Annotated in this window: 12 protein-coding genes; 7 read left to right on the forward strand and 5 right to left on the reverse strand. The window is 63.4% G+C overall.

The window, feature by feature from the left end:
* The first annotated feature begins 383 nt into the window (after window positions 1–383).
* The 3 genes from AC5WNI_RS02175 (at window position 384) to AC5WNI_RS02185 (ending at window position 3,008) form a co-directional block, all read left to right on the forward strand.
* Window positions 384–959 carry an ANTAR domain-containing response regulator gene (locus AC5WNI_RS02175; protein WP_054555320.1) on the forward strand — a complete coding sequence of 192 codons (576 nt, stop codon included), beginning with the start codon at window positions 384–386 and terminating at the stop codon, window positions 957–959.
* Window positions 960–1,009: 50 nt separating this feature from the next.
* Window positions 1,010–2,218: a CmpA/NrtA family ABC transporter substrate-binding protein gene (locus AC5WNI_RS02180; protein WP_495928590.1), complete on the forward strand. Its 1,209-nt coding sequence runs from the start codon at window positions 1,010–1,012 to the stop codon at window positions 2,216–2,218.
* A gap of 169 nt (window positions 2,219–2,387) precedes the next feature.
* Complete coding sequence (locus AC5WNI_RS02185; RefSeq protein WP_495928591.1) at window positions 2,388–3,008, forward strand: TetR family transcriptional regulator C-terminal domain-containing protein; 621 nt, start codon at window positions 2,388–2,390, stop codon at window positions 3,006–3,008.
* A 158-nt stretch (window positions 3,009–3,166) separates the two neighbouring features.
* On the opposite strand, the gene preA is transcribed toward AC5WNI_RS02185, so the two are convergent.
* The 4 genes from preA to AC5WNI_RS02205 all read right to left on the reverse strand — a co-directional run bounded on the left by preA (window position 3,167) and on the right by AC5WNI_RS02205 (window position 8,581).
* Window positions 3,167–4,519 carry an NAD-dependent dihydropyrimidine dehydrogenase subunit PreA gene (preA, locus tag AC5WNI_RS02190; protein ID WP_368448104.1) on the reverse strand — a complete coding sequence of 451 codons (1,353 nt, stop codon included), beginning with the start codon at window positions 4,517–4,519 and terminating at the stop codon, window positions 3,167–3,169.
* Window positions 4,519–5,919 carry an NAD(P)-dependent oxidoreductase gene (locus AC5WNI_RS02195; RefSeq protein WP_495928592.1) on the reverse strand — a complete coding sequence of 467 codons (1,401 nt, stop codon included), beginning with the start codon at window positions 5,917–5,919 and terminating at the stop codon, window positions 4,519–4,521. The genes preA and AC5WNI_RS02195 overlap by 1 nt, the downstream gene beginning before the upstream one ends.
* Before the next feature lie 209 nt (window positions 5,920–6,128).
* Complete coding sequence (gene hydA / locus AC5WNI_RS02200) at window positions 6,129–7,571, reverse strand: dihydropyrimidinase (RefSeq protein WP_368448108.1); 1,443 nt, start codon at window positions 7,569–7,571, stop codon at window positions 6,129–6,131.
* Window positions 7,572–7,678: 107 nt separating this feature from the next.
* Window positions 7,679–8,581, reverse strand: a complete 903-nt coding sequence (locus AC5WNI_RS02205) for a nitrilase-related carbon-nitrogen hydrolase (RefSeq protein ID WP_279839266.1) — start codon at window positions 8,579–8,581, stop codon at window positions 7,679–7,681.
* A gap of 815 nt (window positions 8,582–9,396) precedes the next feature.
* On the opposite strand from AC5WNI_RS02205, the gene AC5WNI_RS02210 reads away from it, so the two are divergent.
* Entirely contained in the window at window positions 9,397–10,923 is a 1,527-nt protein-coding gene (locus AC5WNI_RS02210) for an NCS1 family nucleobase:cation symporter-1 (RefSeq protein ID WP_439329790.1), read from the forward strand.
* A 168-nt stretch (window positions 10,924–11,091) separates the two neighbouring features.
* On the opposite strand, the gene AC5WNI_RS02215 is transcribed toward AC5WNI_RS02210, so the two are convergent.
* Window positions 11,092–11,985, reverse strand: a complete 894-nt coding sequence (locus tag AC5WNI_RS02215; RefSeq protein ID WP_253063055.1) for a LysR family transcriptional regulator — start codon at window positions 11,983–11,985, stop codon at window positions 11,092–11,094.
* A 286-nt stretch (window positions 11,986–12,271) separates the two neighbouring features.
* Between AC5WNI_RS02215 and AC5WNI_RS02220 the strand changes: the two genes are divergently transcribed.
* The 3 genes from AC5WNI_RS02220 (at window position 12,272) to gbdR (ending at window position 16,272) form a co-directional block, all read left to right on the forward strand.
* Window positions 12,272–13,381 carry an S-(hydroxymethyl)glutathione dehydrogenase/class III alcohol dehydrogenase gene (locus tag AC5WNI_RS02220; protein ID WP_285460489.1) on the forward strand — a complete coding sequence of 370 codons (1,110 nt, stop codon included), beginning with the start codon at window positions 12,272–12,274 and terminating at the stop codon, window positions 13,379–13,381.
* A gap of 121 nt (window positions 13,382–13,502) precedes the next feature.
* Complete coding sequence (gene fghA / locus AC5WNI_RS02225) at window positions 13,503–14,366, forward strand: S-formylglutathione hydrolase (protein ID WP_495929148.1); 864 nt, start codon at window positions 13,503–13,505, stop codon at window positions 14,364–14,366.
* 724 nt (window positions 14,367–15,090) lie between these two features.
* A complete protein-coding gene (gene gbdR / locus AC5WNI_RS02230; RefSeq protein ID WP_285460610.1) occupies window positions 15,091–16,272 on the forward strand; it encodes a choline metabolism transcriptional regulator GbdR in 1,182 nt (393 codons plus the stop codon).
* Window positions 16,273–16,414 lie beyond the last annotated feature (142 nt).

A 16,414-nucleotide genomic window follows, 5' to 3' on the forward strand; every position in this document is an offset into this window, starting at 1 on the left:
TGCCATGGTTGCCGGCAGCAGAGTGTCCGTGCGGCAAGTGACTGGAACAAAGCAAGTAGCGCGCCAGTTGCGGGGGTGTGGGCGGGACAAGTCCCAGAAGATCAATGGCTTGGCAAGGACAGTAGGGTGGCACGCGCAGACGGTGACCCGGGCTGGATGCGCGCTCGATGCGCGCTGGCGGTGCGTCAGCAAGGCGCGGGGTACCAGACTGGCGCACGCCAATGTCGCTGGGAGGGTCGGCAAGGCGCGTGCCTCATTGCAGTGCAGCGGCGCTTTCGGCTCGGCCGCTCTGAAGGCCTTTGGCCGCAAGGTTGCACCAGATTGCGGCACGGATCCTGCTTGGGTGTAGCGCAAGATTCATGCCCGACTCAAGGAAACCTGACATGCCCGTGACCGTGCTGATCGTCGATGTCCGCAGTGAGCGCTCCGCCGCGCTGGAGCAGGCGCTATTGAGCGCCGGCTTCGAGGTGGCGCTGCGCGTTGACGAGCACGAGGACCTGCACGCGCTGGTCGAGCAGCATCAGCCCGATGCGGTGATCATCGACGCCGACCTGCCCAGCCGCGACACCCTGGAGCATCTCGGCCAGCTGGGGCGACGCTATCCCAAGCCGATGATCATGCTGGCCAGTGAAGATGCGCCAGACCTCGTGCGTGAGGCGGCCGGCGCCGGTGTCTCGGCCTATGTGGTGGACCACGTCATGCCAGCGATGGTGCGCAGCATGGTCGAGGTCGCCATCACCAGCTTCGAGGCGCACCGTGCACTCAAGGGTGAGCTCAACCGTACCCAGACCACATTGGTGCAGCGGCGCAGTGTCGATCGCGCCAAGGCCGTGGTGATGGAGACGCGCGGGCTCAGTGAAGATGCCGCCTATCAATACCTGCGCAAGACCGCCATGAACCGGCGCCTGGCCCTGCATGAGCTGGCCGATGAGCTGCTCAAGGCCGCGCGTCGGCGCTGAGCCGGTCGCCGTACTGTCCTTCTCTCTCGATCGTTCAAGAGGTGTGCGTGATGCCCACAGATGTACCCCTGAATGGCCATCAGCTGACGCTGGGCCTGATGCCACTCAATGATGCCGCTCCCTTCGTGGTCGCTGAGCAGTTGGGGCTTTTCCGCGAGGAGGGGCTGGCGGTGACACTCAAGTGGCAACCCTCGTGGGCGGCGTTGCGTGATGACCTGCAGACCGGCGTGCTGCAGGGCGCGCAGATGCTGGCGCTGATGCCGCTGACCTCGACCCTGGGCCTGGATGGTCGCGCCACGCCGGTGATCAGTGCCATGACACTGAATCTGGGCGGCAACTCCATCACCCTGTCGCGCGCTCTGTTGGCCACCCTCGGTGAGGATGGCCACGACCTCGCCAGCCCGTTGCAGGTCGCGAAGGCGCTGGCGGCGCATGTGCGCGAGCGCAAGCAGCGCGGCGAGCCGCTGCTCAAGCTGGCCAGCGTGCACCCGTTCTCTTCGCACCGGTATCTTTTGCGCTACTGGCTGGCGGCCGGTGGCATCAACCCGGACCGCGACGTCGAGATGCGCGCCGTGGCACCGCCGCTGATGGCCGCGCAACTGGCCAGCGGTGCGCTGGATGGCTTCTGTGTCGGTGAGCCCTGGAACAGCCTGGCGGCGGCGCAGGGCATGGGGCAGGTGGTGGCGGGCAGTCATGATATCTGGCGCTTCGGGCAGGAAAAGGTGCTGGGCGTGCGCGAGGACTGGGCGGAGCAGCATCCGCTGGCGCATCAGGCGCTGATTCGCGCGCTGCTCAAGGCCTGCGCCTGGCTGGACCGCCCCGGCAATCGGGCCAGGGCGGCCGAGTGGCTGCATGATGAGGGCATGCCGGAGGTGCCGATGAGCGTGGTGACGCGCGGACTGGAAGACGTGGATGTCGAGCAGTCGGTGGAGGAGTTTCAGCAGCAAAATCCCGGCTGGACCATCTTCCATCGCTACGCGGCCAACTTCCCGTGGCGTTCCCACACACGCTGGTACATCGCCCAGATGCAGCGCTGGGGCCATCTGCAGGGCTTCAGTGACGAGGATCTCGAGGCGACGCTGGCGCGGTGCGTCCGGCCGGACCTCTACCGCACGGCGGCCCGCAAGCTGGGCATGGTGGTGCCGGTGGTGGATGAGCGCAGCGAAGGCACGCACCCGTCCCCCTGGTGGCTGAGCGGTGAGGCGGGCCAGGTGCCGATGCCGGCGGATGGTTTCATCGATGGTGCGGTCTTCGAATGACGTCGCGGGCGCGGTGCTTGCCGATCCGCGCTGGCGCGGGACTGGACAGCACTTGCAGAGTCGCCATCTCCCTTGCCGGATGGCAGGCGGGGAACCTGACGGCTCAGGCATGTTGGCAGTGCGGTTGTGATATTCTCATCGCACTGCCAGCACCGCGTCAGGGGATCGCATGACCACTCGCAAGTCTCAGATTCGCAAGGATAATGTCGAGCGCATTCTGCTCGCCGCCGAAAAGATCTTCGCTCTCAAGGGCTATGTCGGTGCCAGCATGGTCGATATTGCCGCCGAGGTAGAGCTGCCCAAGTCCAATCTGCATTACTACTTCAGCACCAAGGAAGCGCTGTATCGCGCGGTGCTCGATGGCCTGCTGGCGCTGTGGAAGGAAGATGCGCTGTGCTTCGAGGCCTACGACGACCCGCAGCTGGTGCTCTCCACCTACATTCGCGCCAAGATGATGCACTCGCGTCAGCGCCCCTATGGCTCCAAGGTGTGGGCCAGCGAGATTATGCAGGGCGCGCCGGTGCTGGGCGAGGAGCTGACGGTGTGGCTCGACGAGTGGGCCGAGATGAAGAAGTCACGTCTGCGTCAGTGGATCGGCGAGGGCCGCATCGACAACGTCGACGCCTCCGCCTACCTGTACATGATCTGGGCCAGCACCCAGCACTACGCCGACTTCGACCACCAGATCACGGTGCTCAATCAGGGCAGGGCGCTGAGTGATCGGGAATTCGAGCAGGCAGTGCAGAACGTGACGCGGGTGCTGCTGAAGGGCGTCGGATTGTCAGCTTGAGTCAGATGGTGATTTCATGGGCTTGTTATCCTTGAGCTAATAAAAGTCACTATTGCTGGATCATGAAGCCAATAAAAAGGGGCTGCCATTGCTGGCAGCCCCTTTTTCATTCTCATCCATTGCTGGCTGTTCCCCGGGATAAGAGGAGCACCAGGCGATCAGGCCGCGCGATGCGGATTGCGCGGGTCCTCCATCCAGTTCATGTACGGCTTGCCGGTGTCCTGCACTTCCATGGTGATGCAGTCCTCGACCGGGCAGGTGATCTCGCACAGGTTGCAGCCCACGCAGTCGGCGTCCTTCACCTCATAGCGGGCGGTGCCGTTGTCCTTGGCCAGATGCATGATGGCCTGGTGCGAGGTGTCCTCGCAGGCGATGTAGCAGCGTCCGCAGCCGATGCACTTGTCCTGGTCGATGCGGGCGATCACCTGATAGTTCATGTCCAGCTGCTTCCAGTCGGTGGTGTTGGGCACCGCCGCGCGCGAGAACTCATCGATGCGCTGATAGCCCTTGCTGTCCATCCAGCGCCCCAGGCCGTCCTTCATCTCCTCGACGATGCGGAAGCCGTGCAGCATCGCCGCCGTGCACACCTGCACGCTGCCCGCGCCGAGGGCAATGAATTCTGCGGCATCCTCCCAGTTGGAGATGCCGCCGATGCCGGAGATCGGCAGGTTGGCGGTTTCCGGCGTGCGTGCGATCTCGGCCACCATGTTCAGCGCGATGGGCTTCACGGCGCTGCCGCAATAGCCGCCGTGGGTGCTGCGGTCACCGACGATGGGATGCGCGACCATGCGGTCGAGATCCAGATGGGTGATGGAGTTGATGGTGTTGATCAGCGAGACGGCATCGGCACCGCCACGCCAGGCTGCCTTGGCCGGTTCGCGCACGTCGGTGATGTTGGGGGTCAGTTTGACGATCACCGGCAGCGAGCTGTAGGTCTTGCACCAGCGCGTGACCTGCTCGACATACTCCGGTACCTGGCCCACTGCGGCGCCCATGCCGCGTTCCGGCATGCCATGCGGGCAGCCGAAATTGAGTTCGATGCCGTCACAGCCGGTGGCCTCGACCTGCGGCAGGATGGTCTTCCAGGCCTCTTCCTCGCACGGCACCATCAGCGAGACGATCAGCGCGCGGTCCGGCCAGTCCTTCTTGACCTGGGTGATCTCACGCAGGTTGATCTCCAGCGAGCGGTCGGTGATCAGCTCGATGTTGTTGAAGCCGCTGACCTCGCCATTCGGGCCATAGTGCGCCGAGTAGCGTGACGAAACGTTCACCGCCGCCGGGTCTTCCCCCAGCGTCTTCCAGACCACGCCGCCCCAGCCGGCCTCGAAGGCGCGTACCACGTTGTAGGCCTTGTCGGTGGGCGGGGCGCTGGCCAGCCAGAAGGGATTGGGCGCGCGAATGCCGGCGAAGTTGATCGACAGATCGGCCTTGTAGCTGGCGACGTGATCGTCAGCCGCGCCAGCGCCTGCCGGACGTGCATTGTCATCGTTGAGCGGGGTATGAATGGTCATCAGGCGGCCTCCACCTTGAGCATCAGATCGTGATGGATGGCCTCGGCGGCCAGCTTGCCGTGGGCGACGGCTTGAACGGTGAGATCCTGCCCGTGGGCGATGCAGTCACCGCCGGCATAGACGCCCGGCAGACTGGTGCGCAGCATCTCGTCCACCTCTATCTTCGCTCCCTCGCGGGCCAGCCCTGCGGCATGGGCATCGCTCAGGCTCGCGTCATCGAAGCCCTGACCGATGGCGGTGAAGACCCCATCGCAGGCCAGCGTGAAGGTCTCGCCGGTATCGACGAGGCGGCCATCCTCGACCTGCGTGCGCGCGAACTGCATCGCGCTGAGCGCGGCGTCATCACCTTCTTCGCTTCTATCACTATCGTCTGCCACATCGATCGCCAGCGGGCGCGCCCAGGTGTGGATCATCACGCCATTGGCGCGCGCGATTTCCTGCTCGTGATGGGTAGCGGACATCTGCTCCTCGCCACGCCGGTAGACCAGATCCACCGTCTGCGCGCCCAGGCGTTTGGCCTGCACGGCGATGTCGATGGCGGTGTTGCCGGCGCCGATCACTACCGCGTGTCTGGGCACCGCCAGGGCGTTCAGTTCGCCACTCTGACGCAGCACCTTGATGAATTCGGTGGCTGCCATCAGTCCGCTGGCATCCTCGCCGGTCAGGCCGAGGGCATGGCTGGTGCCAAGGCCGAGGCCCAGGAAGACGCTGTCGAATTCGCGTGTCAGAGAGGCCAGTGTCAGGTTGTCGCCGAGGCGCTGACCATGGCGGATCTCGATGCCGCCGATCTCGAGCAGGAATTCGACTTCGCGGGCGGCGAAGTCATCGGTCAGCTTGTAGCGGGCGATGCCGTATTCGTTGAGGCCGCCAGCCTTTTCCTCGGCCTCGAAGATCACCACGTCGTGGCCGAAACGCGCCAGGCGATGGGCGCAGGAAAGCCCTGCTGGCCCGGCGCCGACCACCGCGATACGCCGGCCGGTGCTGGCGCCACGCGTGAACGGATGGGCCTCGAACTGGGCGTTGTCCAGTGCATGGCGCTGCAGCAGGCCGATCAGCACCGGCTGGCACTCATCGCCCTGATTGCGCACGCAGGACTGCTCACAGAGGATCTCGGTGGGGCAGACGCGGGCGCAGCTGCCACCGAGGATGTTGGCATCGAGAATCTCGCTGGCGGCGCCTTCGAGATTGTCGTCGTGGATACGGCGAATGAAGGTCGGGATATCGATGCTGGTCGGACAGGCCTTGATGCAGGGCGCGTCAAAGCAATACAGACAGCGAGAGCTCTCGATGAAGGCCTGGCGCTTGGTGAGCGCCGGATGCAGATCAGTGAAGCGCGCACTCAGCGCCTCTTCCGCGAGCCCGCTCGGGGCCCAGTGGGAAGGTGTGGAGGGTGTGGTCACGGTGTGGCTCCTGCCCGCGCTCAGGCGCGGGATCGTTGTTGTTGGTCTTGCAGGCGAGTCAGATCGTCATGCGCTAGCAGCGGCCTGGTTTGCAGTGCCAAGGGACCGGCAGCGCGTCAGGTGCGCCGCCAGGCCGTCGGTCAGTCGTGTCGTTCAGTCGTGTCGTCCAGTCGTGTCGGTCTTGTCTTGTTCGAGTCGTTCGTCTGCCGTCAGCTGCGATCCACGGCGCTGACGACATTGCTCTCGGCGCGGGCCTTGAGCTGGTCGAAGACACTGGGGTAGGGCGGGCGTTCGACGTACTGGCCGTGGCCGCGCTTGGCATGCAGTTCGCCATCGCGCCATGCCCAGTCGCCGCGGCTGATGGTGTGGCGCGGGATACCCTTGACGGTGCGGCCTTCGAAGATGTTGAAGTCGATGTTCTGGTGGTGGGTCCTGGCCGAGATGGTGCGCTCGGCGTTGGGGTCCCAGACCACGATGTCGGCGTCGCTGCCGACGCGGATCGCGCCCTTGCGCGGATAGAGATTGAAGATCTTTGCCGCATTGGTGGAGGTCAGGCCGACGAAGTCCTCGGCGGAGAAGCGTCCGGTGTTGACGCCCTCGTGCCACAGCATCGCCATGCGATCCTCGACCCCGGCGGTGCCGTTGGGAATCTTCGAGAAGTCGTCCTTGCCCATCTCCTTCTGCTCGGCGCAGAAGCAGCAGTGGTCGGTAGCGGTGGTCTGCAGGTCTCCGGACTGGATGCCACCCCACAGTGCCTGGCGGTGCTCCAGCGAGCGGAACGGCGGGCTCATCACGTGGCCGGCCGCGAATTCCCAGCTCTTGTTCTGATAGACCTCTTCATCGATCAGCAGATGGCCTGCCAGCACCTCGCCGTAGACCGGCTGACCGTGCTCGCGGGCGTAGCGGATCTCCTCCAGCGCATCGGCGGTGGAGACGTGGACCAGATACACCGGCGTGCCCAGGGTGCCGGCGATGCGGATGGCACGGCTGGCGGCCTCGCCCTCGACCTGCGGCGGGCGTGACAGCGGATGCGCCTCCGGCCCGGTGATGCCGTCGGCCAGCAGCTTCTGCTGCAGGTGGTAGACCAGTTCGCCGTTCTCGGCATGCACGGTGGGAATCGCGCCCAGCTCCAGACAGCGCGCGAAGCTCGAGACGAGGGTGTCGTCCGGCGCCATGATGGCGTTCTTGTAGGCCATGAAGTGCTTGAAGCTGTTGACGCCGTAGTCGGAAACCAGCGTCTGCATGTCCTGGCTGACGCTCTCGTCCCACCAGGTGACCGCCACGTGGAAGCTGTAGTCGCAGCAGGACTTCTCGGCCCATTCGCGCCAGGTGTGATAGGCCTCCATCAGCGGTTGCTGCGGGGAGGGGATCACGAAATCGATGATCATGGTGGTGCCACCGGCCAGCGCCGCGGCGGTGCCGGTCTGGAAGTCTTCGCTGGCCACGGTGCCCATGAAGGGCAGCTGCATGTGGGTGTGCGGGTCGATGCCGCCGGGCATCACCAGACAGCCGCTGGCGTCGATCACCTCGCAGTCGTCCGGCACGTCCAGGTCGGTGCCGATGGCGGTGATGGTCTCGCCGTCACACAGCACATCGGCGGTGTAGCGCTCTTCGTGGGTCTGGATGCTGCCGCCCTTGATCAGGATTGCCATGAATCTCTCCCGGCCGCATCGCGCGGCCTTGTCCGGCATTGAGTGTCAGGTCGTCTTGTTGTCGTCGTGCGGGTCGTCTTGTTGTTGTCGTACGGGTCGTCAGTCCGTCACTCGCCATCGGTGAGACGGGTATAGGCGTCCGGGCGACGGTCGCGGAAGAACTGCCAGTTGTTGCGCACCTCGCGCACCATCGACATGTCGAGGTCGTGGATCAGCAGCTCATCCTCGGTGGCGCTGGCCTGGGCTTCGATCTGGCCGCGTGGATTCACGAAGTAGGAGGAGCCGTAGAACTCGCCGATATCCCAGGGCTGTTCATGGCCGACACGGTTGATGGCGGCGATGTAGCAGCCATTGGCGGCGGCGGAGGCGGGCTGCTCCAGCTCCCACAGATATTGGGAGAGGCCCGCGACGGTAGCGGAGGGATTGAAGATGATCTCGGCGCCGTTGAGCGCCAGTGCGCGCCAGCCTTCCGGGAAGTGGCGGTCGTAGCAGATGTAGACGCCGATGCGCCCGTAGGCGGTGTCGAAGACCGGCCAGTCGGACTTGCCCGGCTTGAAGAAGAATTTCTCCCAGAAGCCCGCCACCTGCGGGATGTGGGTCTTGTGATACTTGCCCAGATAGCTGCCGTCGGCATCGATGACGGCGGCGGTGTTGTAGTACACCCCCGGCTGCACTTCCTCGTAGATGGGCACGATGATCACCATCTGATGCTTCTTCGCGTACTGCTGCATCAGGGTGACGGTGGGGCCGTCGGGCACGCGCTCGGCGGCGGCATACCACTTGGCATCCTGGCTCGGGCAGAAATAGGGCTGATTGAAGACTTCCTGGAAGCACAGGATCTTGACGCCTGCCTCACCGGCCTGGTCGATCAGCGGCAGGTGGGCCTCGTTCATGGCATCGCGGATCTGCGCGGGCTCGAGGTCGGTGGAGACGTTGAGTCCCATCTGGATGACGGCGCAGCGCAGCTTGCCGGCATCTTCGGTATAGGAGATGCGGGAATCGTTCGACATGTCTTCCTCATCGGGCGCCTGGCGCCGGTTGTTGTTGTCTTCAATGAGTGCTGGTGGGCTGAGCGGGTGAGCAGGGATAGCGCGAAATGGCCCCAGGAAAAAAACGCTGCCTGCCTGGCTAATCTGGATGCCGATGGCAGGTGTCGTGGGTCAGGAAAGGCCCGATTTAAATCCTGTCTCACCAGTTAGCTTAATGAACATTAGACAGTGTTCCTGCGTTCGGCAAGATGAAGTGTCAAATAAAGTCTTGTGGATTCATCTTGTTGTTATCAAAGAGTTTTTATCCCGAAAAAGACCCTATTTCACCATCGTGGTGCCTGGAGAATCAGCGTGGTTCACGCGAGTTTCAAGGGAAAACTCGATGCACAACAGTGGCTTGTGATCGTTTGCAGGGGCATTGCGCAAGACCGCCTTGCACCAGCTTGGAACCTGACCATACTGACAGTTGGCGCGAACACGGCTTGTCGCCACCTGTCAGGCGTAATGCGGGAAAATACGCCCCATTGAATATCAAGTTGTCTTGCGAGACAGGTTTGATTTGTCGGCAATAATCCGACCGGCGGCATGTGGTTTGCCACAGGGTTTTGCACATGAACTACGCAAGGTATTTCTACACGACCTGCCATAGAACTTTCTGCATCAGAATCTTCTGTATGCAGTGCCGAATGAAGTGTGCCTGGTGAAGTATGCCGAACGGGGAGGAGCGAGGAGGAGTCAGGAAAGAGAAGACGAGAAAGGCAAGAAACGACAAGTGACACAAGGCAAGCGCAGTGCATCACCCTCAACAATAACAACAGCTGAACAGGTGAGGACTCATGGCCCCGACACAGACGCGCTCGCACATGGTGCGCAGCAATGAGGAAATGATCGAGCTGGTGGTGGCACAGGATGTCGCCCGCAGCCCGCGTTACAACGAGGATATCGCGCCGACCAAGAGTGCCGAACGCACCTGGTCGCGCTGGAATATCGCAGCACTGTGGGTCGGCATGTCGATCTGCGTACCGACCTACACCCTGGGTGGCGTCCTGACCGCCTACTTCGGCCTGAGCGTCGGCGAGGCGCTGTTCACGATTCTGGTCGCCAACCTGGTGGTGCTGATTCCGCTGACCCTCAACGCCTTCCCCGGCACGCGCTTCGGGGTCCCCTTCCCGGTGGTGCTGCGTTCCTCCTTCGGCATCATCGGCTCCAACGTGCCATGCATGATTCGCGCGGTGGTGGCCTGTGGGTGGTTCGGTATCCAGACGATGTTCGGCGGGCTGGCGATCCACCTGCTGCTGTCGAGCCTCTCGGCCGACTGGAAGGCGCTGGGCGGGGTAGGCGAGGTCATCGGCTTCTTCGTGTTCTGGGCGCTCAACCTGTTCGTGGTGATTCGCGGCGCGGAATCCATCAAATGGCTGGAGACGCTCTCCGCGCCCTTGCTGCTGGCGGTGGGTGTCGGCCTGATGGTGTGGGCGCTGCCGCATACCTCGATCAGCGAGCTGCTGGCCCAGCCGCCGAATCGTCCCGAGGGCGATGGCGTGGCCAGCTACTTCATGGCGGGTCTGACCGCGATGGTCGGCTTCTGGGCGACGCTGTCGCTGAACATTCCTGACTTCAGCCGTTACGCGAAGAGCCAGAAGGACCAGATCGTCGGTCAGATCATCGGCCTGCCGCTGACGATGTTCTTCTTCGCGGCGCTCGGCGTTGTGCTGACGGCCGCTTCCAGCTCGCTGGTGGGCGAGACCATCTCCGATCCGGTCAACCTGATCGGGCGCATCGACAGCCCCGGCTGGGTCGCCATCGCCATGGTGCTGATCATCATCGCGACCCTCTCCACCAATACCGCGGCCAACATCGTCTCGCCGACCAATGACTTCCAGAACATCGCACCGAAGTTGATCAACCAGACGCGCGGCGTATTGCTGACCGGGCTGGTCGGGGTGCTGCTGATGGGCTTCGAGCTGATCAAGAAGATGGGCTGGATCGTCTCGGACGTCAGTCTCGAGAGCCTCTATTCCAACTGGCTGCTGGGCTATTCGAGTCTGCTGGGGCCGATCGCGGGGATCATGATCGTCGACTACTTCGTGATCCGTCGTCAGTCCTTCGATCTACCGGCACTCTATCTGGATGGCAGCACCTATCCGGCCTTCAATCCGGCGGGCTTCATCGCCTTCTTCGTGCCGGTGGGACTGACGGTGATCAGCTTCTCGCAACCCGGGCTTTCCTGGTTCTACGACTACGGCTGGTTCACCGGCTCGCTGCTCGGGGCGCTGGTCTACTTCGTGGCCAGCAAGCTGCTGGTCAAGGCACCGCCGGTGCATCTGCCCGAGGCAGTACCGGGCAGCGGGGCGCAGCGCGCCTGACGCCATTGGCGGCCAGGCCGCTGATGAACATGGTGAGTGCAACGACAGACGGGCTGCCGATCGGCAGCCCGTCTGTCATTCGTCGGCTTCTCCATTCATCCGCCCATCGACTCATCCGCTCATCAACTTGTCCGCTCATCAATTTGGCAGCTCATCCGCAGCGGCGCGTCATTCGCCAAGGCTGGGGATGCCATCTTCGAAGCGTTCGACCATGAAGTCGACGAACTGGCGCACCTTGGGTGAGAGATGGCGGTGGCGGGGGTAGACGATCCATACCCCGGTATCGCGCACCTGGTACTCGTCCAGCACCGAGATCAGCTTGCCGCTGGCCAGGTGGGGCGCGACGTAATAGTCGGGAATCTGGGCAAGGCCAAGGCCCTTGAGCGTGGCGTCCAACAGCGCCGGGCCGGAGTTGGCCTGCCAGCTGCCGGTGATGCGCACCTCGCGCCGCTGACCCTCGACCTCGAACAGCCACTCGCGCTTGGAACCGGCCAGACAGCGGTGGCTGGAGAGCTCGGCCAGCGTGTGCGGGCGCGGCGCCTGCTGGAAGTAGTCATGCGAGGCGACGACGAATTCGCGGCGGTCCACCAGTCGCCTTGCGATCAGCGAGGAGTCCTTGAGTACGCCCATGCGGATGGCGACGTCGAAGCCCTCGTCGATCAGTTCCACCGGACGGTTGGTGAAGTGCATCTGCACTTCCAGTTGCGGGTGCAGTAGCTGGAAGTCGTTGACCAGCGGCGCGACATAGCGCTCACCGAAGGTGGTGGCGCTGGTCAGCTTGAGCACGCCGCTGGGGCGAGCGTGGAAATCACCGATGGCCTGTTCGGCGGCGCGGAAGCCATCGAAGAGGTGATGGCAGTGCTCGAAATACACCTGTCCGGCATCGGTGAGACGCGTCTGACGGGTGGTGCGATAAAGCAATTGGGTATCGAGCTGGGCTTCCAGCTGACTGATCAGACGGCTGACATGTGAGCTGGACACCCCGAGATGACGGGCGGCACCGGAAAATGAGCCGATTCTGACGACTTCCACGAAGGCTTCGATACGGTCCCAGCGCTGCATGCTGGCTCCTCTTTCATTGTTGTTGAGTGGCAATAATCATCTGAGTGTCGACGGCTTAATCCCACCCGCATGACTGCGTAGACTGTGCCACATGCCAAGCCCGCAAGGATGAACCGCCAGGTCGGGCCCAGTGCCTGTCGCGTGGGTAGCCCCTCGGGCTACTCATCCCTGCGTCATGTCAGGTGCTGCTACCTTTCAGGGTGGCCTCCGTGGTGACCGTTACCACGCCAGGGGGCATGAGATTGGCAGCCAGTTTACCGCTATTGATGCTCACTAGGAGAGATTCATGAAATCACGTGCTGCGATTGCGCTGGAAGCCGGCAAGCCGCTGGAACTGGTCGAGATCGATGTCGAAGGGCCGAAGGCCGGTGAGGTGCTGGTACGTATCGTCAATACCGCCGTCTGTCACACCGATGCGTACACGCTGTCCGGCGCAGACCCGGAAGGCCTGTTCCCGTCCGTGCTGGGCCACGAAGGCGCCGGTATCGTCGAGGAAGTGGGCGAAGGCGTGACTGGCCTGGTGCCGGGCGACCACGTCATTCCGCTCTACACCGCGGAATGTGGCAAGTGCAAGTTCTGCCTCTCCGGCAAGACCAACCTGTGCAGCGCCGTGCGTGCCACCCAGGGCCGCGGCCTGATGCCGGACGGCACCTCGCGCTTCTCCCTCGATGGCAAGATGCTGCACCACTACATGGGTACCTCCACCTTCTCCGAGTACACCGTGGTGCCGGAAGTCTCGCTGGCCAAGGTGTCCAAGGAGGCCCCGCTGGACAAGATCTGCCTGCTGGGCTGTGGCGTCACCACCGGTATCGGCGCGGTGATGAACACCGCCAAGGTCGAGCCGGGGGCTACCGTCGCCATCTTCGGCCTCGGTGCCATCGGTCTGGCCGCCATCCAGGGTGCGGTGATGGCCAAGGCGTCGCGCATCATCGCCATCGACATCAATGAGGACAAGTTCGACCTGGCCCGCAAGTTCGGCGCCACCGACTTCGTCAACCCGAGCAAGCTGTCCGTGCCGGTCCAGGAAGCCATCGTCGACATGACCGACGGCGGCGTCGACTACTCCTTCGAGTGCATCGGCAACGTCAATGTCATGCGTGCGGCTCTTGAGTGCGCGCACAAGGGCTGGGGTGAATCCATCATCATCGGCGTCGCCGGCGCCGGTGAAGAGATCTCCACCCGTCCGTTCCAGCTGGTGACCGGGCGCGTCTGGAAAGGCTCCGCCTTCGGTGGCGTCAAGGGTCGTACCGAACTGCCGGGCTACGTCGAACGTTACATGGACGGCGCGATCAATCTGGACGACTTCATCACTCACCAGATGCCGTTCGAGAAGATCAACGAATCCTTCGATCTGCTGCACGAAGGCAAGTCGATCCGTACCGTGCTGAGCTTCTGATCCAGGGCTGAGCTGCCGCCGGGCAACACGAAAAAGCGTGTTGCCCGGTGATGCCAGGCGCGCGAAACGGCGTCGGCTTGCCGACGCCGTTTTCATGGGCGATATCACAAGGGAGAGCATGATGACCGCGACCGAACAACTCGAGCTGGTCAGCGCCAACAAGGTGCATGGCGGCTGGCTCAAGCGTTACCGTCACCGCAGCGGCAGCCTGGATTGCGACATGGTGTTCGCCATCTATCTGCCGCCACAGGCCGAACAGGGCCCGGTGCCGATGCTGTGGTGGCTGTCGGGGCTGACCTGCACCGACGAGAACTTCATGCAGAAGGCCGGCGCGCAGAAGAAGGCGGCGGAACTGGGCATCGCCCTGATCTGCCCGGACACCAGTCCGCGCGGCGTCAATCTGGACGGCGAAGACGACAGCTACGACTTCGGCAGTGGCGCAGGCTTCTATCTCAATGCCACCCGCGAGCCGTGGGCGCGTCATTACCGCATGTATGACTACGTCACCGAGGAGCTGCCGGCGCTCGTCAAGCGTCACTTCCCGGTGGACGGCGAGCGCGAGTCCATCTCCGGTCACTCCATGGGCGGCCATGGCGCCCTGATCTGCGCGCTGAAGAATCCGGGCCGCTATCGTTCGGTCTCGGCCTTCGCGCCGATCGTCAATCCGATGTCCTGCCCGTGGGGCGAGAAAGCCTTCAGCGGCTATCTCGGCGATGACCGCGCCCAGTGGGCGCAGTGGGACGCCTGTGAGCTGGTCAAGCAGGCTGGCGAGAACGGCGCCGCGCGTCAGGAGCTGTTCGTCGAGCAGGGCGAGAGTGATCAGTTCCTCGAGGAGCAGCTCAAGCCGGAGCGTCTGGAGGCAGTCTGCGCCGAGCTGGATCACCCGCTTGTCCTGCGTCGTCAGCCCGGCTACGACCATAGCTACTTCTTCATGGCCAGTTTCATCGATGAGCATTTGACCTACCACGCGAAACACCTTTTTTGAGGTGTGAGTGTGGTAGCCAGTAGAAATGAAAAGGCACGCGAAACACCTGCTTTGAGGTGTGAGTGTGGTAGCTGGTAGAAATGAAAAGGCACGCGAAACACCTGTTCTGAGGTGTGAAGGTGCCAATCGCAGGTGATCGCTCGCCGAGCAGAGATACTGCGTGAAAGATAGAAACGACAGTCCCGCTATCGATTGATGGATAGCGGGACTGTCGTTTTTTCGTCATGAGAAGCGGGGTCTTTCAGAACCTCAAGGCATGAAAGCCTGTTCTGGTGATGTTTGCTTATGCTGCGTCGGTGGCAGCCAACTCAGGCGTTATTCTGTGTCGTATGGCAACGATGATTTGCTGCACAGCGGCGATAAAGTCACTGCGCCAGGCAGGCGCGATGGTTTACTGTCGAGACGTGGACAACGCACGACGTCCAGGCAGTGAATCACGACATCCCTGACGCTATCGGAATTGCAGAGGTCGCTTGTTGGCCTCCCCCTGATGGGGCCGATCGCCGATGTCGTCGCTGCTGGAGCCGGCCCCTCAAGGTTCGCTCCCTGCTGAGACCCAATAACGATAATACTGCGGACCCCCGCCAGCCTCATCAGGCTACGGGAGAGGGCACCACGAGGCCCCGGTCTGCCACTCAAGCAGATATGAAGAAGGACTTCTCTCATGGCATTGACCAGTGGCCGTTTCGCCCGCCCGTACGAAGCTCACTCATCCGCTGCAGGTATGGCCGGCGAAACGCGTCAGCCGCAGACCATCGGCTTCCTGCTGCTCGACAGCTTCACGCTCATCTCGCTGGCCTCGGCAGTGGAACCGTTGCGCATGGCCAATCAGCTGGCCGGACGCGAGCTGTACCGCTGGTATACCGTGACGCTTGAAGGCACCCCCGTGCGTGCCAGCGATGGCCTGCAGGTCACGCCCGATACCTCCGCCGAGGCGTGCCCGCCACTGGATATCGTCATCGTGTGCGGCGGCGTCGGCATCCAGCGCTCCGTGCATCGCCCGCATGTCAGCTGGCTGCAGGCGCAGGCACGTGCCGGTCGCAAGCTGGGTGCCGTCTGTACCGGCAGCTGGGCGCTGGCCCAGGCGGGGTTGCTCGAAGGCCATGAGACCAGCATCCACTGGGAGTGTCTGGCCGCGATGCAGGAAGCCTTCCCGCGCGTACCGCTGACCACACGACTGTTTTCCATCGATCAGGACCGCGCCACGGCCTCCGGCGGTACTGCGCCGATGGACATGATGCTGACCATGATCGGTCGCGAGCATGGCCGTGAGCTGGCGGCGGGCATCTCCGAGATGTTCATCTGCGATCGCGTGCGTGGCGAGCAGGACCAGCAGCGCGTGCCGCTCAAGCATGTGCTGGGCACCACCCAGCCGAAGCTGCTGGAAATCGTCGCGCTGATGGAGGCCAATCTGGAAGAGCCCATCGGCCTGGACGAGCTGGCGCACTATGTCGATGTCTCGCGCCGTCAGCTGGAGCGGCTGTTCCAGCGCTATCTGCACTGCTCGCCGTCACGCTACTACCTCAAGCTGCGCCTGACCCGCGCACGTCAGCTACTCAAGCAGACGGCGCTGTCGATCATCGAGGTGGCCTCGGCCTGTGGCTTCGTCTCCACGCCGCACTTCTCCAAGTGCTACCGCGAGTACTTCGGCATACCGCCACGTGACGAGCGCATCGGTGGCGAGCGCAGTGTCAGCGTGCTCGAGGTACCATGTCGCGCCGATGGCGATCACCAGCTGACCGGTGTCGCCAGCCTGGAAGGGCTGCTGCACCAGTCGATCGGCCAGAGCATGGTCGGCAATGCGCCCCTGCAACCGGCCAGCGAGTCCCCCGTTTCCTCGGCGATTCTGGCACTGGCCAATGCGCGCGGTGAGCCGACCTACGCCAGCGTGCGTCTGCAGGGCTGACACCTGCCGACTGGCCAGCTTCCCGCAACGTCCAGCGCCTCTGCCTCTGTGGCAGGGGCGTTGTCGTTTTCACCGGAGCCACCGGCACGCTCTGGTACACTCGAAGGCGCTATGCAGCAGTAGCTGACAAAACAATGGCTCG

It is taken from the genome of Cobetia sp. PDI-12MA, from assembly GCF_059507695.1.